We start from the raw sequence: 20,849 nt of genomic DNA on the forward strand, positions 1-20,849 counted from the left end.
CCGCGGCCGTCGCGGCCCAGGCCGGGGAAGGGCGCCAGGCGGTGGCCGAGGCCGCCGCGGCGGCCGGGATCCCCGAGGACCTCGAACCCGCCGAACCCACGGCGGGCGGTTCCGAGGTCGAGCTGGAGCTGCGCAACGACGTCGGGCTGCACGCGCGGCCCGCCGCGGTGCTGGTGCGCACGCTCAGCGAGTTCGACGCCGAAGTCACCGTCCGGCTCGGTGACCAGGAGGCCGACGGCCGCAGCGTGCTGGCCCTGATGTCGCTCGGCGCCCGGCAGGGTGACCGGATCCTCCTGCGGGCGACGGGCCCGCAGGCTTCGGCGGCCTTGGCGAAGGCGAAAGAGCTGGTGGACGGCAATTTCGGCGAATGAGGCGGGTTCGCCGACCGGGTGACTTGAGCGGTACTGACTCGATTCCGTCTGGGCTTCGCGCGGTCCCGCGTGGCAGTATCGGGGCAATTACCAGCGAGTAACATCTCTGGAGGCCTCGATGGCGCGGGACATCTCGACGGTCGGAGTGATCGGCCTGGGCACGATGGGGGCCGGGATCGCCGAAGTGCTCGCGCGCAGCGGGCTCGACGTCGTCACGGTCGAGCTCGACGAGGCGGGGGTGGCGCGGGGCCGCGGGCACCTGCGGCACTCCACCGAGCGGGCGCTCGCCGGCGGTAAGCTGGACGCGCCCGGCCGCGACGCGCTCCTCGGCCGGATCCGGTACAGCACCTCGCTTTCCGATCTGTCCGATGTGGACCTGGTGATCGAGGCGATCCCGGAGAGCCTCGAGCTGAAGGCCGACGTCTTCACCGAGCTGGACAAGATCACCCGGCCCGAGGTCGTGTTCGCGTCCAACACGTCGTCGCTGTCGATCACCGAGATCGGCGTGCACACCACGCGTCCCGGCAAGGTCGTCGGCATGCACTTCTTCAACCCGGCGCCGGTGCAGAAGCTCGTCGAGATCGTCAAGACCGTGGTGACCGAGCCCGAGGTGGTCACCGAGGTGGTCGAGTTCGCCGAGCGGCTCGGCAAGGTGCCGGTGGTGATCGGCGACCGGGCCGGGTTCATCGCGAACGCGCTGCTGTTCGGCTACCTCAACCACGCGGTGCGGATGTACGAGCAGCGCTACGCCACCCGCGAAGACCTCGACGCCGCGATGCGCTTCGGCTGCGGCTACCCGATGGGCCCGCTCGCGCTGCTCGACCTGATCGGGCTGGACACCGCGAACGAAATCCTCGACACGATGTACCACCAGTCCCGCAACCGGCTGCACGCGCCGGCGCCGCTGCTCAAGCAGATGATCACCGCCGGGCTGCTCGGCCGCAAGACCGGCCGCGGCTTCTACACCTACGACGCCCCGGACTCGCCGAACGTGGTCGCTTCCGACGTCGCGTCCACTGTGGACGCTACGCCGCCTCGGCCGGTGTCGCGGGTCGGCGTGGTCGGCACCGGGACGATGGCCACGGGCATCGCGGAGGTGTTCGCGAAGCGCGGCCTCGACGTGGTGCTGCGCGCGCGGAGCCTGGAGAAGGCCCAGGCGTCCGTGGCGAAGGTGAAGAAGTCGCTCGACAAGGCCGTGGTCCGCGGCAAGCTGTCCGAAGAGGACGCTTCGGCGGCGCTGGCCCGGATCACCCCGGTGACGGACTTCGAGGCGCTCGCCGACGTCGACCTGGTCGTGGAGGCGGTCGCCGAGGAGCTTTCCGTGAAGCAGGCGGTGTTCTCGGCACTGGACGAGGTCGTCCGCCCCGGCGCGGTGCTCGCCACGACGACGTCCTCGCTGCCGGTGATCGAGTGCGCGGCGGCGACGTCCCGGCCGTCCGATGTGGTCGGTCTCCACTTCTTCAACCCGGCGCCGGTGATGAAGCTCGTCGAGGTGGTGTCGACGATCGCGACCGCCCCGGACGTGGTCTCGACGGCGAGCGCGGTCTGCGCGGCGGTCGGCAAGCACGCCGTCCACTGCGGCGACCGGGCCGGCTTCATCGTCAACGCGCTGCTGTTCCCGTACCTCAACGACGCGGTGAAGATGCTGGAAGCCCACTACGCGGAGGCGGACGACATCGACACGGCCATGAAGGTCGGGTGTGGCCTGCCGATGGGCCCGTTCGAGCTGCTGGACGTCGTCGGGCTGGACGTTTCCCTGGCGATTCAGCGGACGTTGTACAACGAGTTCCGCGAGGAGGGCTTCGCGCCGGCGCCGCTGCTGGAGCACCTCGTGACGGCCGGGCGGCTGGGGCGGAAGACCGGGAAGGGCTTCAAGACCTACTGATCAGCGTCCGGCCACCTCGCCCAGGACCGGCTTGACGTCCAGGATCGGGGTGCCGTCGATCGCCTCCAGGCCGGTCACCGTCAGCGCGCCCGGCTCGGCCGCGGTCACGGTGACCGTGTGGAGGCCGATCGGGTTCGGGCGGTCCGGGGAGCGGGTCGAGAACACCCCGGTGCTGGGCCGGGCCGCGTCGCCGCGGGGGTGGACTGCCTGGACCTGCCGGTCGGCTTCGTGCAGCCAGGTGAGCAGGACCAGGCGGTCGCCCGGTCGCAGGTCAGCTGCCGCCGCGTGGAATTCGGGGGCGAAGACCACTCGGGCCGGTGGGGCGCCCTCGTCGCCTTGTTTCGGGGCCGTGCCGCGGTGGGTCAGGGGCGACTCCACGTGGGCCACCGGGCGGACCTCGTAGCTCGTCACGTGTAGTACCCCTCGACCGGCACGCGGGCCTCGTCGAACAGGGCGGGGCCGTCGAGTTCGTAGCCCCACTTCACCGGCGGGCGCAGGGTGAGGAACTGCTCGGTCGAAAGCGCGTAGACGACGCGGCCCAGCCCGGAGCGCTCGATCGCGCCCGTGCACATGCCGCAGGGCTGGGTGCTGGTGAACATCGTCGTCGCCGCCGCCGCTTCCGGGTCGAGGTGCTGCGCTGCCCAGCGGGCCAGCTTCAGCTCCGGGTGGGCCGTGATGTCGTTGTCGGTCAACGACGTGTTGCGGTCTTCGGCGATGATCTTGCCGTCGGCGTCGGCCAGCAGGGAGCCGAACGGCGGGTTGCCGTGTTCCTCGCGCGCTTCGCGGGCGAGCTCGATCGCCCGCCGCAGCAGGGCTTCTTCGGTGTCCTTCACCGGTTCTCCTTCCAGGACGCGGCGATCGCCGCGAGGTCTCGCCACGCCACTTCGGGGTGGCGGGTTTCGGCCGGGTCCGCGTCGAACGGGTCGAGCACGACGGTCTCCGCGCCCAGTGCCCGCAGCTGCGCCAGGTCGTCGAGGACCTGGTCGAGGGTGCCTTCGCCGGCCCGCCGGTCCGGCCCGGTCACCGGCGATCCCGTCACCCGCAACAGGATCCGCGGCGCGAAGGCGGGGACCGGCCGGTCGACGGCCAGCTTTTCCAGGCGGGACAGGCCTTCCCGGAAGCCGTCCATGGTCAGCCGCAGCGGGTGCCACGCGTCGCCGAGCTCGATCGCCCGGCGCAGGCCGGCGTCGCTGTGGCCGCCCAGCCAGAGCGGGATCGGGCCCGCGCGGTAGTCGTCGTGATCCGCCCACGCCGCGCGGATCGTCCGGAGGTACTCGGTCGTGAGCTTCCCCCGCCGCTCGAACGCCACGCCCAGCGCGTCGAATTCCTGCTTCGCCCAGCCGATGCCGGCGCCGAGCACCAGCCTGCCGCCGCTCAGCGCGTCGAGGTTCGCCGCCATCCGCGCCACCAGCAGGGGATGCCGGTACGGCACGACCAGCACGGTGGTGCCGAGCCGCACCCGCTCGGTGACCCCGGCCAGCCACGACAGCGTCGTGAACGGCTCGTAGAACGGCGCCGGGTACTGGCCGGCGACGTCCGGCGTGATGGCGACGTGGTCGGACACCATCAGCAGGTCGTAGCCCAGGCCTTCCACCGTCCGCGCCCACGCGCGCAGGACGCCCGGGTCCGTGCCGGGGCCGAAGTTGGGGACGTTCACGCCGATCTTCACCGGGAAAGGCTATCGGCGCTCCAGCCCTGATCGGAAGGGAACAATCACGGCGTTGACCGGCTCGGGCCGTGGATCTCGCGGTACATTCGGCGAATGACCGAGAGTCTCGACCAGACGGACTGGGCCATCCTCGTCGAGCTCCAGCGCGACGCCCGGCTGCCGCTCACCGAGCTGGGCCGCCGGGTCAACCTCAGCGCGTCCGCGACGACCGAACGGCTCCGCCGGCTCGAGGCCACCGGCGTGATCACCGGCTACCGCGCGCAGGTCGACCTCGGCAAGGTCGGTTACGCGGTGCTCGCCGTCGTCCGGCTCAAGTACCCGGGCAGCCGGCACGAGGCACTGCACAAGCTGCTCGCCGAGCGCCTCGAGATCCTCGAATGCCTGCGCACCACCGGCGACGACTGCTACACGCTCAAGGTCGCCGCCGCCTCGATGGCCCACCTCGAGCACACTATGGACGAGCTCGCCCAGTTCGGCAGCACGACCACGAACGTCGTCTACAGCCAGACCCTGCCCTACCGCGGCCCGCAGGAGCCCGCCCGTGACCCCGGTGCCTGAGCGCGTCGTCGTCTACGGCGTGACCGGCTCGGGCAAGTCGACGCTCGCCGCCCGCATCGCCGAGCGCACCGGCCTGCCCTACGTATCGGCGGACGACCTGAGCTGGCAGCCGGGCTGGGTGCCGGTGCCGGACGAGGAGCAGCGCCGCCGCATCGCCGAGGTCTGCGCGGGGGAGCGGTGGGTCCTCGACGCCGCCTACGGGAAGTGGCGCGACGTCGTGCTCGCGCGTACCCAGCTCGTGGTCGGGCTCGACTACCCGCGCTGGCTTTCGCTGGGCCGGCTGGTGCGCCGGACGTTGTGGCGCTCCGTGACCCGCGAGCGGATCTGCAACGGCAACGTCGAGTCGTTCCGGCAGATGTTCTCGGCGGACTCGATCATCCGGTGGCACTTCACGTCGTTCGCGACGAAGCGGGCGCGGATCCGGGCCTGGGCCGAGGAGTCGCCGGGTCCGGTCGTCGTCCGGCACACGTCCCCGCGCGAGACGCGCCGCTGGCTCGAGAACCTCTGACGTCAGGAGCCCGGCGGCAGGAGCGGGCCGCCGCTCCAGTGCTGGAACACCAGGTTCGTGTGGACGCGGGCCACCTCGTCCCGCGCGGTCAGCTCGTCGAGCACCAGGCGTTGCAGCTCGCCAGCCGAGTTGGTGGCCACGTGCGCGAGGAAGTCGTCCGGGCCGGTCAGGTGGTAGACCGCGCGCACCTCGGGCAGGGACAGCAGGTGCTCGATGAACGGGTCGACCAGCGGCCGCCGGTGCGGGCGGACCTGGACGAACAGGAAGGCCTCCAGCGGGCGGCCCAGCTTGGCCGCGTCGACCGAGGCGTGCTGGCCGGTGATCACGCCCGTGTCGCGCAGCCGGGCCACGCGGTCGAGGCACGTCGAGGGCGCGATGCCGACAGCGGCCGCCAGGTCCTTGTTCGTGATCCGGGCATCGTTCTGCAGCAGGCGCAGAATTTCGAGGTCCACCGGACTCAGTTCGACGGAAGCGGACATCGGCGAATCATATCCGAGAGTGTTGCCCTCGATCCGGGGAAAGATCGAGCATGCTCGCATGACTTCCGCGCTGCGAACCCGAGCCGTCCACGCCGGCCGTGACGATCTCACGGACCTGGGCGTGCACGCCGCTCCGCTCGACCTGTCCACGACCTACCCGTCCCGCGACAGCGCCGCCGAAGCCGCCCGGATCGACGACTTCGCCGCGGGTGGCGAGCTCGACGGCCCGCCGATCTACGGCCGGGTGGGCAACCCGACTGTCGAACGGTTCGAGCGGGCGCTCGCCGAACTCGAAGGCTTCGACCACGGCGTCGCGTTCGCCAGCGGGATGGCCGCGGTCTCGGCCTGCCTGCTTTCCGCGGTGGCGCAGGGGAAGCGGCACGTCGTCGCCGTGCGCCCGCTGTACGGCTGCAGTGACCACCTGCTCGAGTCCGGGCTGCTCGGCACCGAGGTCACCTGGGCCGCGCCCGACGCCGTCGCGGCCGCGATCCGGCCCGACACCGGGCTGGTGTTCGTCGAAACGCCCGCGAACCCGACGCTGGCCGAGGTGGACCTCGCCGAGCTGGCGGCGGCCTGCGGGGACGTGCCGCTGGCCGTGGACAACACCTTCGCCACGCCCGTGCTGCAGCGCCCCGGCCGCCACGGCGCCCGGATGGTGCTGCACAGCGCGACGAAGTTCCTCGGCGGCCACGGCGACGTGATGGGCGGGATCGTCGCGTGCGACGCCGAAGAAGCCGCGCGCCTGCGGCAGATCCGCTTCGCCACCGGCGGCGTGCTGCACCCGCTCGCCGGATACCTGTTGCTGCGCGGGCTTTCCACGCTGCCGCTGCGCGTCAACGCCGCCTCGGCGACCGCCGCGATACTGGCCTCACGGCTCGACGAGCACCCGGCCGTGACCGCCGTCCACTACCCGCGGATCGGCGGGCCGCTGGTGGCGTTCGAGGTCGACGGCGACCCGCACGCCCTGATCGGGGCGGTCCGGCTGATCACGCCGGCCGTCAGCCTCGGCAGCGTCGACACGTTGATCCAGCACCCCGGCTCGATCAGCCACCGGATCGTCGACGAGGACGACCGCCGCGGCGCCGGGGTGTCCGACCAGCTGATCCGGATGTCCGTCGGCCTCGAGGACGTCGAGGACCTGTGGGCCGACCTGGAGCAGGCGCTGAAGGCGCTCTAGCCGCAGCAGCCGCCACCACAGCAGCCGCCACCGCCGGCCGGGGCCGCGGGACCGCTCGCGGCCCCGGTGAGGGCGACCGTGGTCAGCAGCTTGACGGTGTCGGAGTGCCCCTCCGGGCAGGGCGCCGGCGCACCGGATTCGCTCATCGGGCGCAGGAGCTCGAACGTCTCGGTGCACTCGCGGCAGCGGTAGGCGTAGGTCGGCATGCCGCGATTATCGCCGGAGGGCCGGGCGGAGGGAAGCCGGACCGCCGCACGCGGTCATCGGTGGGAAGCTGGGCTCGTGCAGCCGCCTTCGCTCGCCGACGTCCCGCACCTCGGCCAGGTCGTCCCGTCCCTGCTCGCCGCGCTGGGGGTGCCCGGCTGCGGGAACACCCTGGCGCTGCCGGAGGCACGCAGCGCCGCCGTGCTGCTCGTCGACGGGCTCGGCTGGGAACTGCTCGCCGAGCACGCCGAGGACGCCCCGGTGCTGGCCGAACTCGCCCGCGAGTCCCTGCGCGTGGGCTTCCCCTCGACGACGGCCGCCGGCGTGGCCGCGATCGGCACCGGGCTCGCGTCGGGCGAACACGGCATGGTCGGCTACACCTTCGAAATGCCGGGTACCGGTGTGCTCAACGCGTTGCGCTGGTGCAGCCACGAGGACGGTGGCGACCTGCGCGGCGCCCTCCCGCCCCGCGACGTGCAGCCGCTGCAGACGACGTTCGAGCGGGCCGCCGCGGCCGGGATCGACGCCGCGGTCGTGTCGGCCGGGAAGTTCGCCGGCACGGCGCTGACCCTGGCCACCCAGAGCGGGGCGCGCTACGCCGGGGTGCACGCGCTGGGCGACCTCGCCGCGCGGACGGTGGACGTGCTCGGCGGGCGCGCGTTCTGCTACGCCTACCACAGCGAACTCGACCTGCTCGGCCACGTCTACGGGCCCGGCTCGGCGGCCTGGCGGATGCAGCTGCGGCAGGTCGACCGGCTCGTCGAGTCCATTGTGGAGGGTCTGCCGGCCGGTGCGCTGCTCGCCGTCGTGGCCGACCACGGGATGGTGACCGTCGACGACCGGCTCGACCTCGAAGACGTCCCGGAGCTGCTGGCGGGTGTCCGGACGTTCGGGGGCGAGGTGCGGGCCCGGCACGTCTACACCGAGCCGGGCGCGGCCGCGGACGTCCTCGCGGCCTGGCGGGCGGTGCTCGGCGAGCGGGCTTGGGTGCGCTCGCGGGAGGAGGCCGTCGCCGAGGGCTGGTTCGGGCACACGGTCAGCGACCGGGTGCTGCCCCGCATCGGCGACGTCGTCGCCGCGGCCCGGGACCGGTTCGGGATGGTGCGCGGGCTCGCGGAGGCCGTCGAGACGTCGCTGATCGGGCAGCACGGGTCGCTGACCACCGCCGAGCAGCTGGTTCCGTTCGCCCTCGCCCAGGGCTGAGCGGCGCCCGGTTTCCGGGAACGTGCGCGGGCGGGAACTTTCCCCCTTCCGGTGCCGACCTGTCCACTGCGTACCGGACTGACGGGAGTGGGCGGAATGAGCGTGCTGGACGGGATCGGGGTCGTCGGGGCGGGCGGCGAGGGACGGGCCGTGGCCGCCCACCTGGCCGCGCGGGGGCTGCCGGTGCACCTGTACACGCGGGATCTCGCTGCCGTGGCGGGGATCGCGCGCCGGCGGGAGATCGTCGCGCGCGGCGCGCTCGAGGGCCGGTTTCCGCTGCGGGAGGTGACCTCGGACCCCGCCGGGCTGGGCGGGCGCGCCGTCGTGCTGGTCGCCACCGTGACCACCGCCTACCCGGAGGTCGCCGCCCGCCTCGCGCCGCACCTGAGCGCGGGACAGGTCGTGGTGCTGTTCTCCAGCAAGCTCTGCGGGAGCGTCGAGTTCGCGCACGCGCTCGCCGCCGCCGGGGCGCCGGAGGTCGACGTCGTCGAGACCGACGCGCTCTTCGCCGGCCGGCCGGCCGGGACCGAGGGAGTGACCGTGCTGGGCGCCAAGGGCTGGAACCTGATCTCCGGCAGTTCCCCGGCCGCCGTCGCCCGGCAGGCGGGGCTGCTGCGCGAGTGGTTCCCGATGCTGGAGATCGCGCGCAACCCGGTCGAACGCGGGCTGCACGACTTCGGCGCGGTCGCGCACGTGCCGATCGCGCTCGCCAACCTCGGGACCATCGACCGCGCCGAGGAACTGCTCTTCTACGTCGACGGCGTCTCGGCGCGCACGATCGCGTTGCTGGAGCGGACCGAGGCCGAGTTCGCGCTGGTCGCGCGGGCTTACGGCGCTCGGCTGCTGCCGATGACCGAGGTGCTCGACCGGTACTACGGCTGCGCGGCCACGACGTTGCTGGACGCGCTTCGGACCGTGGAGCCGTACCGGACGATCGCCGCGCCGACGAGTCTCGATCACCGGTTCCTGACCGAGGACATCCGGTCGACGCTGGTGCCGCTGCAGGCGCTCGCGCGGTGCGCCGGGGTGGCGACGCCGGTGGTGGATGCCGCGATCACGATCATGTCCGTGCTGGGCGGGGAGGACTTCCGGCGGACCGGGCGGACGTTGGGGCGGCTGGGTTGGGAGGAGCTCGGCCACGAGGGGATCGTGCGGCGGCTGGGGGTTGGTGACGGGGTGGTGGAGCGGGCGGCTTGAGGTCGCCTGCGTGCCGGCCGGGGTTGCGCGGGCGGGAGTGGCTCGGGCGTGAGGGGAGCGTGCCGTGAGATCTCGCGGACTGGGTGTGCGCGGATCGGGGCCGTTGGCCGCTGTGCAGGCCGGTTCGCTGCGGGCCGGGTTTGAGGTCGCGCGGGCGGGGCTGCCACGCGGACCGGGATTTGCGCGGGCGGGGCTGCTGTGCGGACAGGGGTGGCGCGGGCGGGCTGCCGTGCGGACCGCGATCGCGCGGGCGGGAGTGGTTCGGCCGTGAGGGGAGCGTGCGGTGAGATCTCTCGGGCCGGGCGCGCGCGGACGGAAGCCGTTGGGTGGGGCGCACACCGGATTGGGTCCCCATGGCCGCGGATGCGGACCCGGGCGCCGACCGGCGGGTGGTTCGGGAGCCGTGTGGGCCGGGGGCGGGTGGCTGGACCCTTGGCCGTTACCGTGGGTTCGTGCCTCGACGCAACCGTCCCGGCCGCCGCTCGGACGGTGGGCCGCCGCCCGAACGGGAGCTCGGTGCCGCTACCGGGTGGGCTCGGTCGGAGGCCGGGGCCGACGGGGAGTGGCTCGTGCGGAGCGTGCCCGGGGCACAGGCCACCAAGTTCTACCGCTGTCCCGGCTGTGACCACGAGATCCGGCCCGGGACGCCGCACGTCGTGGTCTGGCCCGCCGACGAGACCGGGTCCGTCGCCGACCGGCGGCACTGGCACCGGGCGTGCTGGGACGCGCGGGCCCGGCGGCGGCCGACCCGGCGCCGGTGACCCTTTCACTCTGGAGTTGTCAAACACCAAGCCGGCTCAGCGCCGGTAGTGCCGCGACATCGCGCCGTCGTACATCTCCTCCGTGTACTCCGTGAAGCCGAGGCGCTCGGCCACCCGCAGCGACGGCTTGTTCGCGATGCTCACGCTCGCCAGCACCGGCACGGACGGGAGCTCGCGGGCGCACCACTCGAGGACCGCCTGCCCGGCCTCGACCGCGTACCCCTTCCCCCACGCCGACGGCCGGAAGCGGTAGCCGAGGTTCAGCACCTTCTCGCCGTGGAACTCCCGCATGCGGACGCCGCACATGCCGAGCACCTCGGTGCCGCCGCGTTCGAGGACCGCGGGGTAGCCGAAGCCGTGGCCGGCCCAGTGCGCCAGCCAGTCCGAGAACATCGCCGACGCGCGCGGGACGTCGGGCGGATCCGGGTTGAAGCGGTTGGTGCGCGGGTCGGTGTGGATGTCGACCATCGCCTGCCGGTCCGCCTCGTGGAGCGGACGCAGCAGCAGCCGGTCGGTTTCGATGTCGGTGAACACAGCGGCGAAGCTAGCGCGGGGGTCCGACAAAATGGCTCGCATGACCGAACTGCCGCTGGTCCTCCTCCACGCCTTTCCCCTGGACGCCCGCATGTGGAACGCGGTGCGCGAGCCCCTCGCTTCACACCTTCGGGTGATCACCCCGGACCAGCGCGGGCTCGGTCGCTCGCCGCTGCCGGAGTCCGATCGCGAGCCGAGCCTCGAAGACGCCGCGCGGGACGTCGTCGCCCTGCTCGACCGGCTGGAGCTGGACCGCGTCGTGCTCGGCGGCTGCTCGATGGGCGGCTACCTCGCGATGGCCGTGCTGCGGCTGGCGCCGGACCGGGTCGGCGGGCTCGTGCTCGTCGACACCAAGGCGGCGCCCGACACGCCCGAGGCCGCGCAGAGCCGGCTCGACGTCGCCGAGCGCGTCGGACGCGAAGGCACCGGCACCTGGCTGGCCGAGGCCAACCTGCCGAACCTGCTGGCGGAATCGACCCGGACGCGGCGGCCCGAGCTGGTCGAGACCGTCCGCGAGATCATCGAGTCCCAGCCGCCCGCGGGCATCTCGTGGACGGTGCTGGCGCTGCGGACCCGGCCCGATTCCCTGGAGCTGCTGCGGGAATCGGGGGTTCCGACGCTGGTCATCGTGGGCGAGGAGGACCCGATCACCCCGGTCGAGGCCGCGAGCGAGATGGCCGAAGCCGTGGACGGCGCGACGCTCGTCGTGCTGCCGGAAGCCGGGCACCTGACGCCGCTGGAAGACCCCGCGGGCGTCGTCGAGGCGATCCTGTCCTGGTACCCGGCGACTCACGAGAAGTAGGCGGCCAGCGCGGTGCGGGCTTCGGGGAGCCGGTGCGGGAACCGCTTGGCGATGACGTAGCGCCACGCGACGGCGAACAGCTCCCGCAACCGCGTGCACACACCGAGTTCCGATTCGGGGACCGAGCCGGGGTACGCGGCCAGGTACTCGGGACCGCCCTGCCGGGCCAGGATGGCGAGGTCCCAGGCCAGCGGTCCGCGCCAGGTGTCCTCGAAGTCCAGCCAGCAGGGGCCGCCGGGCGTCGCGATCAGGTTGCCGGGGTGCGCGTCGCCGTGCAGCGGGCGGCCGCCGGATTCGGGCAGCTCGGCCGCGATCCGCGCGGCTTCGGCGGTCAGCCGGGGCGCCGCGCCGTCCATCGCGTCACCGTGGCGGGCGAGGATGCGCTCCAGGTCGTCGAGCGGCCCGCGGCGGGGCAGTTCGCCGGGGAACCCGCGCAACGCCGCGTGCACCTCGGCGAGGGAACCCGCGACCGTGTCCGGTGCGTACCGGTGGCCCGGATCGTGCGGGGTGTGGTGCCAGAGCGTGACCGGCAGCCCGGCCGCGAAATGGGGTCCGGCCGGGGGATCCGTGGTCGGTGAGACGACGCGCACACCACACTCGGTGAGGAACCGCGAGACCGCGACGTCCCGGGCCAGCCAGGCCGACGGCTCCGGCCGCGCGAGCGCCGTCGTGGCCGGCACCCTCGCCACCACCGGACCCAGTCTCACCAGCACGTTCGAGCGCTCGTGGAGCACTTCCGGGACGTGCTCGGGCAGGCCCAGCCGGGCGGTCACGGCCAGTGCCGCGCGGACCGCGTTCCGCGTGTGTTCGTCGGCCACGGCCCGATCTTGCCAGCCGGTGCGCGCGACTGTCGGTAGCGAGGGCTACGATCCCCCTAAGCCGCCGGACCGGGTGTTCCCGAGCCCCGGCGGCCGGACGATGACCACCACAAGGTTTCAGTGTTGGAGGCAGGAGTGACGGCCGTAGCCCCCAAGCCGATCGCGACGCGCCCGTACCCCGCGCGCGAGTCGGTCAAGGGTTCGTACCTGCTGCGGTTGTTCCGCACGACGGACCACAAGCAGATCGGGATCATGTACCTGGTCACGTCGTTCGCCTTCTTCATGGCGGGCGGCGCGATGGCCATGCTGATCCGCACCGAGCTGGCGCGGCCCGGGCAGCAGTTCCTTTCGCAGGAGCAGTACAACCAGCTGTTCACCATGCACGGCACGGTGATGCTGCTGCTGTACGCCACCCCGATCCTCTTCGGGTTCGCGAACTTCATCCTGCCGCTGCAGATCGGCTCGCCGGACGTCGCGTTCCCGCGGTTGAACGCGTTCTCGTACTGGCTGTACCTCTTCGGCGGCCTGATCGTGCTGTCGGGCTTCCTGACGCCGGGTGGCGCCGCCGACTTCGGCTGGTTCGCCTACACCCCGCTGTCGGACGCGATCCACTCGCCGGGCGTCGGCGCGGACCTGTGGATCTCCGGCCTGGTGGTCTCCGGTCTCGGCACCATCCTCGGCGCGGTCAACATGGTCACCACCGTGGTCTGCCTGCGCGCGCCGGGCATGACGATGTACCGGATGCCGATCTTCACCTGGAACATCCTGGTGACGTCGATCCTGATCCTGCTCGCCTTCCCGATCCTGACCGCGGCGCTGATGGGCCTGCTGGCGGACCGGCACCTCGGGGCGCACGTGTTCGACCCCGAAAACGGCGGCGTGATCCTCTGGCAGCACCTGTTCTGGTTCTTCGGCCATCCCGAGGTCTACATCGTCGCGCTACCGTTCTTCGGGATCGTGTCGGAGATCTTCCCGGTGTTCAGCCGCAAGCCCATGTTCGGCTACAAGAGCCTGGTCTGGGCGACGCTGGCCATCGCGGCGCTGTCGGTCGCGGTGTGGGCGCACCACATGTACGCCACCGGCGCCGTGCTGCTGCCGTTCTTCTCCTTCATGACCTTCCTGATCGCGGTCCCGACCGGCGTGAAGTTCTTCAACTGGATCGGCACGATGTGGAAGGGCCAGCTGTCCTTCGAGACGCCGATGATCTTCTCGATGGGCTTCATCGTCACGTTCCTCTTCGGCGGCCTGACCGGCATCCTGCTGGCCGCGCCGGCGATCGACTTCCACGTGTCGGACAGCTACTTCGTCGTCGCGCACTTCCACTACGTGCTCTACGGCACGATCGTGTTCGCCACCTTCGCCGGGATCTACTTCTGGTTCCCGAAGATCACCGGCCGGATGATGGACGAGAAGCTCGGCAAGTGGCACTTCTGGACCACGTTCATCGGCTTCCACGGCACGTTCCTCGTCCAGCACTGGCTGGGTGCCGAGGGCATGCCGCGTCGGTACGCGGACTACCTGACCAGCGACGGCTTCACGACGCTGAACACGATCTCCACAATCGGCGCGTACATCCTCGGTGCCTCGACGCTGCCGTTCATCTGGAACGTCTTCAAGAGCTACCGGTACGGCGAGATCGTCACGGTGGACGACCCGTGGGGCTACGGCAACTCGCTCGAGTGGGCGACGTCCTGCCCGCCGCCGCGGCACAACTTCACCGAGCTGCCCCGGATCCGCTCCGAGCGGCCCGCGTTCGAGCTGCACTACCCGCACATGATCGAACGCATCCACACCGAGGGTGAGATCGGCTTCTTCGGGAAGCAGCGGGTCAACAGCCACGCGGCGCCGTCGCAGCTGCTGACCGAAGCGGTGATCCCGGGAGACCACTCCCAGGACAACGCGAGCGAGCAGGGCGACAAGTAGGTACCTGATCGTGTGAGCGCGTGCCCGGCTTTTGTGAAGCCGGGCACGCGCTCTACTTATGTCCGACCCCGGACCGGCAGACTGGCTGTGCAGCGTTGCCGAACGAGGGATGACCAGTGACCCAGACCCCCGTCCTGATCACGACGACCGGCCCCGACAAGCCGGGCGTCTCGTCCGTGCTGTTCGCCGTGCTGACGCGGCACGACGTCGACGTCCTCGACGTCGAGCAGGTCGTGATCCGCGGGCAGCTCGTGCTCGGCGTGCTCGCCGGCGTGTACCGCGACCCGGAGGGCCTGCAGGAGTACGTCGAGCAGGCGATGGCGTCCGTCGGCATGCAGGTCGACGTCAAGATCGGGTCGGCGATCGGGGAGGACCCGTTCGCGCTGGGCCGCCGCGACTCCACCCACGTGCTAGTGGTGCTCGGACGTCCGGTCACCGCGCGGGGCTTCTCCGAGGTCGCGCGCCGGCTGGCGTCGCTCGGGGCCAACATCGACGCGATCCGCAGCGTCGCCGACTACCCCGTGACCGGGCTGGAGCTGTACGTCTCGGTCGACCAGGACACCCCCGAAGCCGACACCGAGCTGCGTTCGGAGCTCGCCGACGCCGCCGTCGAGGCCGGGGTCGACATCGCCGTGGAGCGGGCCGGGATCACGCGCCGGGCGAAGCGGCTGGTCGTCTTCGACGTCGACTCGACCCTCATCCAGGGCGAGGTCATCGAGATGCTGGGCGCGCACGCCGGGGTCGAGCCGGAGATCCGCGAGATCACCGAAGCGGCCATGCGCGGCGAACTCAACTTCAGCGAGTCCCTCGAACGGCGGGTCGCGCTGCTGGAAGGCCTCCCCGCCACGGCGATCGACGAGGTCGCCGCGTCCATCGAGCTGACCCCCGGCGCGCGCACGACGATCCGCACGCTCAAGCGGATGGGGTTCAAGACCGGGGTGGTGTCCGGCGGGTTCACGCAGGTCATCGGCGGTCTGGTGGCGGAACTCGGCCTCGACTTCGCGGCGGCGAACGACCTGGAGATCGTGGACGGCAAGCTCACCGGGAAGGTCATCGGCGACGTCGTCGACCGGGCCGGCAAGGCGAAGGTGCTTCGCCGCGTCGCGGGCGAGTACGACATCCCGCTGGAGCAGTGCGTCGCGGTCGGGGACGGCGCCAACGACATCGACATGCTTTCGGCGGCGGGCATGGGCGTCGCGTTCAACGCCAAGCCCGCGCTGCGCGAGGTGGCCGACACCGCGCTGTCGCACCCCTACCTCGACGCCGTGCTGTTCGTCCTCGGGCTGACCCGCGGCGAGGTCGAAGCGGCCGACGCCGCCGACGGGCTCGAGCTGATGCGCCCGTGAGCAACGTTCTCGACCCCCTGGGCGCCCGCTACGCCTTTTGGCTGGGGCTCCCGGCCGAAGACACGTCGGACACCTCCGACGAGCTCCCGGAGGAAGTCCGCGCGATGCCGGTCATCCTGCGCATCGAACGGGCCGAGCCGCCGGGCCGCACGCCGTTGCTGGAGGCTGCCGCGGCGGCCGCGCTGGCCGTGTGCCTCGACGAGCGCGCCGAGCCCGGCGGCGAGTGGGCCGAGCCGATGCACGCGTGGCTCGACAACCGGATCCGGAAGGTCGCACGGCGGGCGCGCGGCGCGCACTGGGCGGCCGTCCAGGAGCTGCCGGGCATCACCGTCGAGGTCGACGGCGCCGAGGCACGGGCGTTGGTCCCGGGTCTGGTCACCGAGACGCCCAAGGACGTGGCGCGGCTGCAGATCTCGGGCAGCGAACTGCCGCCCGACGAGCCCGGCCCGATCCCGGACGGCGTGCCGCTGCTGCTGCTCAACCCGCACGTGCCGATGACCGTCGGCAAGGCGTCCGCGCAGGTCGGCCACGCGACGATGATCCTCGCCGCGCTGCTGGACGACGTCGCGCTGGCCGGCTGGGCCGCGCGGGGCTACCGGACCGCCGTGCGCACCGCGAGCCCCGTGCAGTGGAAGGAACTGCACCCCGGCGACGACCCGGAGGGCGCGTGGCGGCGCGACCGCGTCATCGCCGTGCGGGACGCGGGGTTCACCGAAGTGGACCCGGGCACGATCACGGTTCTTGCCCAGTGGGAGCCGGAACAAGGCGCTCCCTGAGCCGGTTGGAGCGGACATGGGACTCGAAGTTCAGCGCGACGGGCAGCACGCGTTCGTGGGGCGCAACGACCGGGGTGCGGAGGTCCGGCTCGGCCGGGCGGGCGCCGAAGGGGCGTTCTCGCCCGCCGAACTGCTGCAGATCGCGGCCGCGGGCTGCAGCGCGGTGACCGCCGAACAGCTGATCACCCGGCGGGTCGGCGAGGACTCGAAGTTCCGCGTGACCGTCGGCGCCGACCGGCGTGAAGGGGCCTCGGAACTGGACGCCGTGCACGTCGCGTTCGACGTCGACGTGTCGACATTGGCGGCGGAGGAGCGGGAGGCGCTGGCCGGCGCCGTCGACCGCGCGATCGAGCGGCTGTGCACGGTGAGCCGGACGCTCAAGAAGGGCATCCCGGTGACGGAGAGCTTCCCGCGGGCCTAGTTCTGGGCGGATTCCCAGACGACGTACGCCTGGTCGGCGTCGGTCGTCATGGCTTCGATGAACTTCTCGTTGTCGAAGCCGGGCAGGGCCTGCAGGCGCTCGATGAGCGCGTCGGCCGCCGGGTCGCCGCTCGGGACCGCGGTGCCCTTGCCGTCGGTGCCGACCAGCATGAAGAACACGTCTTCGTTCCACGGGCCGTCGGGGATCACCCGGACCATCACCGACGACAGGCCGGCCCACGTGACAGCTTCTTCGCTGCCGTCCGCGAGGCGCCGCCGCACGCCGGTGTCGTCGACACTGACGGTCCGGGACTGTGCGCTGGACGAATCCTGGGTCAACCGGTGCTCCCTTTATTGCTTCGGTTGCTTCACCGTACCGGTCGGTGCCGTGGACCGCGTCACGCGGGCGCGGCTGCGTCGAGCCGGCGCAATGCTTCGCGCACCACCTTCGGGTCCATCGTCGGCCAGAACGGGGGCAGCGAAGCACGGAGGAATCCGCCGTAGCGGGCGTTCGCCAGCCGCGAATCCAGCACCGCGACCACCCCTCGGTCGGTGACCGAACGGTGCAGCCGGCCGGTGCCCTGCGCGAGCAGCAGCGCCGCGTGCGTGGCCGCCACGGTGAGGAAGCCGTTGCCGCCGCGGGCTTCCACCGCGCGCTGGCGGGCCGAGGACACCGGGTCGTCCGGGCGCGGGAACGGGATCCGGTCGACGACCACGAGCTGCAGCGACGGCCCCGGCACGTCCACGCCCTGCCACAGGGACAGCGTGCCGAACAGGCAGGTGCGGACGTCTTCGGAGAACTTCTGGACCAGCAGTGACGTCGAATCCTCGCCCTGGCAGAGGATCGGGAAGTCGAGCCGCTCGCGCATCGCCTCGGTGGCCTGCTTGGCCGCCCGCATCGACGAGAACAGCCCCAGCGTGCGTCCGCCCGCGGCCTCGATCAGCTCGGCCAGCTCGTCCATTGTGGACGACGCGAGGCCGTCGCGGCCCGGTGGCGGCAGGTGCTTGGCCAGGTAGAGGATGCCGTTGCGCTTGTGGTCGAACGGTGAGCCGACGTCCAGCCCGGTCCACTTGGGGCCGGCATCGACGTCCGACGGCGCTTCCTTCTCCGTCGCGGCACCAGGCGCCTGCTCGACGCGGGCCGCGGCCGGCGGGAGACCCCACTGGCGCGCCATGGTGTCGAACGTGCCGCCGAGGGTGAGCGTCGCCGAGGTCAGGATCGTCGTGTGCTGGTTGAACACGCGCTCGCGCAGCAGGCCGGCGACGCCGAGCGGCGCGACCTTCAGCGCCGGCGGGCGCGGGTTCGACGAGAACTTGTCGCCGGAGAGCCAGACGACGTCGCGCTGGTGCGCCTGGTCGTCGTCGAACGCCTCCAGGAGCCGGACCGCGGTGTCGTGCACCTCGTCGAGCAGCGACCGCGCCAGCTTGCGCGCCGTCGCCTCCTCGACGTCCTCCTTGCGGTCGGAGCCGAGCGAGGTGATGCACGCGTGCGCGGCGTCGCGGATCGCCGGGATCGCGCCCTGGAGTGGCCGTGGCAGCTCGTCCATCCGGCCCGCGGGCAGGTCGTCCACGATCAGCGCCAGCCCGTCACCGGCTTCCAGCAGGCGGTCGGCGACGTCGGCGTCGATGAGCTTGCCGCAGCGGCGCGCGGCCGACGCGCACATCGCGCTGGTCAGCTCGCCGGTGGCGACCGACGTGACCCGATCGACCAGGTCATGGGCCTCGTCGATGATCACCACGTCGTGGTCCGGCAGCACCTGGTAGCCCTGCAGCGCGTCGATCGCCAGCAGCGCGTGGTTGGTCACGATGACGTCGGCGCGGCCCGCCTCGGCGCGGGCCTTCTCGGCGAAGCAGTCCGTGCCGATCGGGCAGCGCGAAGCGCCGAGACATTCCTTCGCCGTCACGGAAACCTGGCGCCACGCCTGGTCGGTGACGCCGGGGACGAGCTCGTCGCGGTCGCCGGTTTCGGTGTCCGACGCCCACTCCCGCAGCCGCGTGACCTCCTTGCCCAGCCGCGACACCGCGAACGGGTCGAAGAGCTGGGCGTCCTCCGGCTCGTCCGGCGCGCCGGAATCCAGCCGGTGCAGGCACATGTAGTTGCGGCGGCCCTTGAGGATCGCGAAGGTCGGTTCGCGGCCCAGCGGCTTCTTCAGCGCCTTCGCCAGGCGCGGGAGGTCGCGGTCGACCAGCTGGCGCTGCAACGCGATGGTCGCCGTCGAGACGACGACCGTGGCTTCCTTCTGGACGGCGTGGCGGATCGCGGGCACCAGGTAGGCCAGCGACTTGCCGGTGCCGGTGCCCGCCTGCACGGCCAGGTGCTCGCCGGTGCGGATAGCGCGCCCGACGGCGTCGGCCATTTCGACCTGCCCTGGGCGTTCGGCACCGCCGACGGACTCCACCGCGTGGGTGAGGAGTTCGAGGACGCCGGGGAAATCAGTTCGGGCGGGCACAGCGACACACATTAGCCGCCGGGACCGACAGGATCGGTGATCCGTCGCGAACGGGCCGTTCGCGCCGGACCACCGAGGGCGTCAGTCCTGTTCGCGACCCGAGACGAGCTTCCAGGTGAGCGGCAGCAGGCCCGCCGCCACGACGATCTTGATCGCGTCGCCGACGAGGAACGGCGTGACGCCCTTGGCGAACGCCGTCGACAGGTCGAACCCGGTCGACGCCATCAGCCACGGCACGCCGAACGCGTAGATCACGACGTTGCCGAGCACCATGGTGCCCGCGGTGCGCACCGGCGTCCGGTCTCCGCCGCGGCCGGCGAGGGCGCCGACCAGCGCGCCCGCGAAGACGAACCCGACGATGTAGCCCGCGCTCGCGCCGGACAGGCCCGCCGTGCCGTGCTGGAACCACGGCACGCCGACGGCGCCGACCAGCAGGTACACCAGCATCGACGCGGCGCCGCGCGACATGCCCAGCGACGCGCCGACGAGCAGCGCGGCGAACGTCTGGCCGGTCATCGGCACCGGGCTGCCCGGCACCGGGATGGTCAGCTGCGCGGCGGCGCCGGTGAGCACGGCACCGCCGGCGACCAGCGCGATGTCCCGGACGAGCGAGCCGGGGACGAGGTCGGCCAGCACGGGCCGCTTGCCGGCGAAGGACAGCGAAGACACGAAACCTCCCTGGGTGAGCAAGTCGATCGAGGTTAACGCTCGTTACCGCCGCAAAACCCGCGAAGTTGCGTTCCTCACCGGCCACCCGACCGGGTGGACCCGATCAGGGACGGCGGCCGGGCTGCCGATGACGAAGTGGGTAGCTACGAACTGTCACGACGTCCGGGAGGCCAGTGCATGCGAAACGCCAGGAAGAGGACATTCCGGTTGCTGGCGGTGACGACGCTGAGCGTGCCGCTCCTGGCCGCCGCGGCCCCCGGGACGTCCACCGGATGGGCGTCTTCGGGATCGCTGGACGTGACGATCGACAACGAGCACGTCGTCACCGGTGAGCTGGCGAAGTGCACCGCGGACGGGCCGTACCGCGCGCAGACGCAAGGCGGCGCGACGGGCGACGTCGCCGCGTTCGGGCTCGGCGAGTCCGGCTGCGGGCGCTCGGGGGACGTCGCGGTCGCGCAGGCGTCCGGGCACCGGTTCGAGGCGACCGTGCTCAAGCGCTACGGCGGCCCGGTGATCACCGTGCGCACGTACTCGGCGAAGTGCGCGACGAGCGAGAACGGCAGCGGCGGCGAGGTGTCGATCGGCGCCGTGCAGGGGATCGCCGTGCCCGCGGAGATCCCGCCGAACCACCGGATCGTCATCCCCGGCGGGGCGGCGGGGACGGCGCTGGCGACGGTGGTCCTCAACGAGACCGTGACGCGGCAGCCACCGGACGGCAGCCTGGTGACGCACGCGGTGCACATCCGGCTGTTCCCGCAGGGCGGTCCGGCGAGCGGCGACATCTACCTGGGCACGGCGGCCTGCGACCCCTTCGGGAAGAAGTGACGGCGCCATTTTCCCCAGGAAAGATGCGAGTCCGGGGCGCCAGGACGCATCTTTCCCTACGAAAGTGACGCCTCAGGCGGTCGTGAAGCGGGCGGCGGCCGCGACGAACTCGCTCGCGCGGGTGGCCAGGTCCGGGAGGCTGCCGCCGGACGACAGCGCGTCGCCCAGCAGGGGCGTCGCCGCCGCGACCGCGATCGCGCCCGAGCGCAGGTAGGCCTCGACGTCGGCCAGGTGGACGCCGCCGGTCGGGACCAGCGGGACGTCCGGCAGCGGG

The 20,849-nt window shown here is 72.2% G+C and carries 24 protein-coding genes and 1 pseudogene; 14 read left to right on the forward strand and 11 right to left on the reverse strand.

Annotated elements, in window-relative coordinates; genetic code table 11:
- Together G3I65_RS12660 and G3I65_RS12665 are read left to right on the forward strand one after the other, a co-directional pair.
- Positions 1-371, forward strand: a 371-nt coding sequence (locus G3I65_RS12660) for an HPr family phosphocarrier protein (protein WP_160696282.1), incomplete at its 5' end; no start/stop codon positions are given.
- Positions 372-489: 118 nt separating this feature from the next.
- The gene (locus G3I65_RS12665) at positions 490-2,256 is read left to right on the forward strand and encodes a 3-hydroxyacyl-CoA dehydrogenase family protein (RefSeq protein WP_160696283.1); all 1,767 of its coding nucleotides are present in this window, start codon (positions 490-492) and stop codon (positions 2,254-2,256) included.
- On the opposite strand, the gene tsaA is transcribed toward G3I65_RS12665, so the two are convergent.
- Genes tsaA through G3I65_RS12680 form a run of 3 tightly spaced genes read right to left on the reverse strand, consistent with a single transcriptional unit; the run spans position 2,257 to position 3,925 of the window.
- Complete coding sequence (gene tsaA / locus G3I65_RS12670) at positions 2,257-2,667, reverse strand: tRNA (N6-threonylcarbamoyladenosine(37)-N6)-methyltransferase TrmO (protein ID WP_160696284.1); 411 nt, start codon at positions 2,665-2,667, stop codon at positions 2,257-2,259.
- The gene (locus G3I65_RS12675) at positions 2,664-3,089 is read right to left on the reverse strand and encodes a nucleoside deaminase (protein WP_160696285.1); all 426 of its coding nucleotides are present in this window, start codon (positions 3,087-3,089) and stop codon (positions 2,664-2,666) included. Before G3I65_RS12675 ends, tsaA begins: the two co-directional genes overlap by 4 nt.
- Positions 3,086-3,925: an LLM class flavin-dependent oxidoreductase gene (locus G3I65_RS12680; RefSeq protein WP_160696286.1), complete on the reverse strand. Its 840-nt coding sequence runs from the start codon at positions 3,923-3,925 to the stop codon at positions 3,086-3,088. Before G3I65_RS12680 ends, G3I65_RS12675 begins: the two co-directional genes overlap by 4 nt.
- 93 nt (positions 3,926-4,018) lie before the next feature.
- On the opposite strand from G3I65_RS12680, the gene G3I65_RS12685 reads away from it, so the two are divergent.
- Entirely contained in the window at positions 4,019-4,483 is a 465-nt protein-coding gene (locus G3I65_RS12685; protein ID WP_160696287.1) for an Lrp/AsnC family transcriptional regulator, read from the forward strand.
- Entirely contained in the window at positions 4,467-4,991 is a 525-nt protein-coding gene (locus G3I65_RS12690) for an adenylate kinase (protein WP_160696288.1), read from the forward strand. The genes G3I65_RS12685 and G3I65_RS12690 overlap by 17 nt, the downstream gene beginning before the upstream one ends.
- A gap of 2 nt (positions 4,992-4,993) precedes the next feature.
- On the opposite strand, the gene G3I65_RS12695 is transcribed toward G3I65_RS12690, so the two are convergent.
- A complete protein-coding gene (locus G3I65_RS12695; RefSeq protein ID WP_160696289.1) occupies positions 4,994-5,470 on the reverse strand; it encodes an Lrp/AsnC family transcriptional regulator in 477 nt (158 codons plus the stop codon).
- Between the two features lie 58 nt (positions 5,471-5,528).
- Between G3I65_RS12695 and G3I65_RS12700 the strand changes: the two genes are divergently transcribed.
- A complete protein-coding gene (locus G3I65_RS12700; RefSeq protein ID WP_160696290.1) occupies positions 5,529-6,647 on the forward strand; it encodes a PLP-dependent aspartate aminotransferase family protein in 1,119 nt (372 codons plus the stop codon).
- Here G3I65_RS12700 and G3I65_RS12705 read toward each other — a convergent pair.
- The gene (locus G3I65_RS12705; RefSeq protein ID WP_125312985.1) at positions 6,644-6,853 is read right to left on the reverse strand and encodes an FmdB family zinc ribbon protein; all 210 of its coding nucleotides are present in this window, start codon (positions 6,851-6,853) and stop codon (positions 6,644-6,646) included. The two genes, G3I65_RS12700 and G3I65_RS12705, sit on opposite strands and share 4 nt — an antisense overlap.
- Before the next feature lie 76 nt (positions 6,854-6,929).
- Here G3I65_RS12705 and G3I65_RS12710 point away from each other — a divergent pair, with 76 nt between their 5' ends.
- From G3I65_RS12710 to G3I65_RS12720, 3 genes are all read left to right on the forward strand, one after another.
- Entirely contained in the window at positions 6,930-8,054 is a 1,125-nt protein-coding gene (locus tag G3I65_RS12710; protein WP_160696291.1) for an alkaline phosphatase family protein, read from the forward strand.
- A 96-nt stretch (positions 8,055-8,150) separates the two neighbouring features.
- A complete protein-coding gene (locus G3I65_RS12715; protein WP_203612365.1) occupies positions 8,151-9,251 on the forward strand; it encodes an NAD/NADP-dependent octopine/nopaline dehydrogenase family protein in 1,101 nt (366 codons plus the stop codon).
- A 452-nt stretch (positions 9,252-9,703) separates the two neighbouring features.
- Complete coding sequence (locus G3I65_RS12720) at positions 9,704-10,012, forward strand: hypothetical protein (RefSeq protein WP_160696292.1); 309 nt, start codon at positions 9,704-9,706, stop codon at positions 10,010-10,012.
- A 36-nt stretch (positions 10,013-10,048) separates the two neighbouring features.
- Here the strand turns inward: G3I65_RS12720 and G3I65_RS12725 are convergent, their stop codons facing one another.
- Positions 10,049-10,588, reverse strand: coding sequence for a GNAT family N-acetyltransferase (locus tag G3I65_RS12725; RefSeq protein ID WP_160696293.1), 540 nt, complete (start codon positions 10,586-10,588; stop codon positions 10,049-10,051).
- On the opposite strand from G3I65_RS12725, the gene G3I65_RS12730 reads away from it, so the two are divergent.
- Positions 10,587-11,348 carry an alpha/beta fold hydrolase gene (locus G3I65_RS12730; protein WP_160696294.1) on the forward strand — a complete coding sequence of 254 codons (762 nt, stop codon included), beginning with the start codon at positions 10,587-10,589 and terminating at the stop codon, positions 11,346-11,348. The two genes, G3I65_RS12725 and G3I65_RS12730, sit on opposite strands and share 2 nt — an antisense overlap.
- Here G3I65_RS12730 and G3I65_RS12735 read toward each other — a convergent pair.
- Positions 11,336-12,166 (reverse strand): phosphotransferase family protein, encoded by an 831-nt coding sequence (locus G3I65_RS12735; protein WP_160696295.1) that lies wholly within the window; start codon positions 12,164-12,166, stop codon positions 11,336-11,338. The two genes, G3I65_RS12730 and G3I65_RS12735, sit on opposite strands and share 13 nt — an antisense overlap.
- A gap of 135 nt (positions 12,167-12,301) precedes the next feature.
- Here G3I65_RS12735 and ctaD point away from each other — a divergent pair, with 135 nt between their 5' ends.
- From ctaD to G3I65_RS12755, 4 genes are all read left to right on the forward strand, one after another.
- The gene (ctaD, locus tag G3I65_RS12740; RefSeq protein ID WP_160696296.1) at positions 12,302-14,089 is read left to right on the forward strand and encodes a cytochrome c oxidase subunit I; all 1,788 of its coding nucleotides are present in this window, start codon (positions 12,302-12,304) and stop codon (positions 14,087-14,089) included.
- A gap of 116 nt (positions 14,090-14,205) precedes the next feature.
- Complete coding sequence (gene serB / locus G3I65_RS12745) at positions 14,206-15,435, forward strand: phosphoserine phosphatase SerB (RefSeq protein WP_160696297.1); 1,230 nt, start codon at positions 14,206-14,208, stop codon at positions 15,433-15,435.
- Positions 15,432-16,211, forward strand: a complete 780-nt coding sequence (locus G3I65_RS12750) for a peptidyl-tRNA hydrolase (RefSeq protein ID WP_160696298.1) — start codon at positions 15,432-15,434, stop codon at positions 16,209-16,211. The genes serB and G3I65_RS12750 overlap by 4 nt, the downstream gene beginning before the upstream one ends.
- 16 nt (positions 16,212-16,227) lie before the next feature.
- Complete coding sequence (locus tag G3I65_RS12755; RefSeq protein ID WP_160696299.1) at positions 16,228-16,632, forward strand: OsmC family protein; 405 nt, start codon at positions 16,228-16,230, stop codon at positions 16,630-16,632.
- Here G3I65_RS12755 and G3I65_RS12760 read toward each other — a convergent pair.
- The 3 genes from G3I65_RS12760 to G3I65_RS12770 all read right to left on the reverse strand — a co-directional run bounded on the left by G3I65_RS12760 (position 16,629) and on the right by G3I65_RS12770 (position 19,750).
- Positions 16,629-16,970 carry a hypothetical protein gene (locus G3I65_RS12760; RefSeq protein ID WP_103348344.1) on the reverse strand — a complete coding sequence of 114 codons (342 nt, stop codon included), beginning with the start codon at positions 16,968-16,970 and terminating at the stop codon, positions 16,629-16,631. The two genes, G3I65_RS12755 and G3I65_RS12760, sit on opposite strands and share 4 nt — an antisense overlap.
- A 59-nt stretch (positions 16,971-17,029) precedes the next feature.
- The gene (locus G3I65_RS12765) at positions 17,030-19,081 is read right to left on the reverse strand and encodes an ATP-dependent DNA helicase (protein ID WP_160696300.1); all 2,052 of its coding nucleotides are present in this window, start codon (positions 19,079-19,081) and stop codon (positions 17,030-17,032) included.
- A gap of 81 nt (positions 19,082-19,162) precedes the next feature.
- On the reverse strand, positions 19,163-19,750 hold the full coding sequence (locus G3I65_RS12770; RefSeq protein WP_160696301.1) for a biotin transporter BioY: 588 nt from the start codon (positions 19,748-19,750) through the stop codon (positions 19,163-19,165).
- Positions 19,751-19,957: 207 nt separating this feature from the next.
- Between G3I65_RS12770 and G3I65_RS12775 the strand changes: the two genes are divergently transcribed.
- Positions 19,958-20,575, forward strand: a complete 618-nt coding sequence (locus G3I65_RS12775) for a choice-of-anchor P family protein (protein ID WP_160696303.1) — start codon at positions 19,958-19,960, stop codon at positions 20,573-20,575.
- Positions 20,576-20,647: 72 nt separating this feature from the next.
- Here G3I65_RS12775 and G3I65_RS12780 read toward each other — a convergent pair.
- A pseudogene (locus tag G3I65_RS12780) lies at positions 20,648-20,849 on the reverse strand (2-dehydro-3-deoxyphosphogluconate aldolase); the annotation flags it as partial.

The organism is Amycolatopsis sp. SID8362 (genome assembly GCF_010550475.1).
Classification (GTDB): Bacteria; Actinomycetota; Actinomycetes; order Mycobacteriales; family Pseudonocardiaceae; genus Amycolatopsis; species Amycolatopsis eburnea.

Excerpts from the sequence above, each read along its gene's own strand:
- G3I65_RS12695 (WP_160696289.1), bottom strand. The coding sequence starts at position 5,470 with ATGTCCGCTTCCGTCGAACTGAGTCCGGTGGACCTCGAAATTCTGCGC.
- G3I65_RS12730 (WP_160696294.1), top strand. The coding sequence starts at position 10,587 with ATGACCGAACTGCCGCTGGTCCTCCTCCACGCCTTTCCCCTGGACGCC.
- G3I65_RS12755 (WP_160696299.1), top strand. The coding sequence starts at position 16,228 with ATGGGACTCGAAGTTCAGCGCGACGGGCAGCACGCGTTCGTGGGGCGC.
- G3I65_RS12665 (WP_160696283.1), top strand. The coding sequence starts at position 490 with ATGGCGCGGGACATCTCGACGGTCGGAGTGATCGGCCTGGGCACGATG.
- G3I65_RS12705 (WP_125312985.1), bottom strand. The coding sequence starts at position 6,853 with ATGCCGACCTACGCCTACCGCTGCCGCGAGTGCACCGAGACGTTCGAG.
- G3I65_RS12725 (WP_160696293.1), bottom strand. The coding sequence starts at position 10,588 with ATGCGAGCCATTTTGTCGGACCCCCGCGCTAGCTTCGCCGCTGTGTTC.
- G3I65_RS12700 (WP_160696290.1), top strand. The coding sequence starts at position 5,529 with ATGACTTCCGCGCTGCGAACCCGAGCCGTCCACGCCGGCCGTGACGAT.
- G3I65_RS12685 (WP_160696287.1), top strand. The coding sequence starts at position 4,019 with ATGACCGAGAGTCTCGACCAGACGGACTGGGCCATCCTCGTCGAGCTC.
- G3I65_RS12715 (WP_203612365.1), top strand. The coding sequence starts at position 8,151 with ATGAGCGTGCTGGACGGGATCGGGGTCGTCGGGGCGGGCGGCGAGGGA.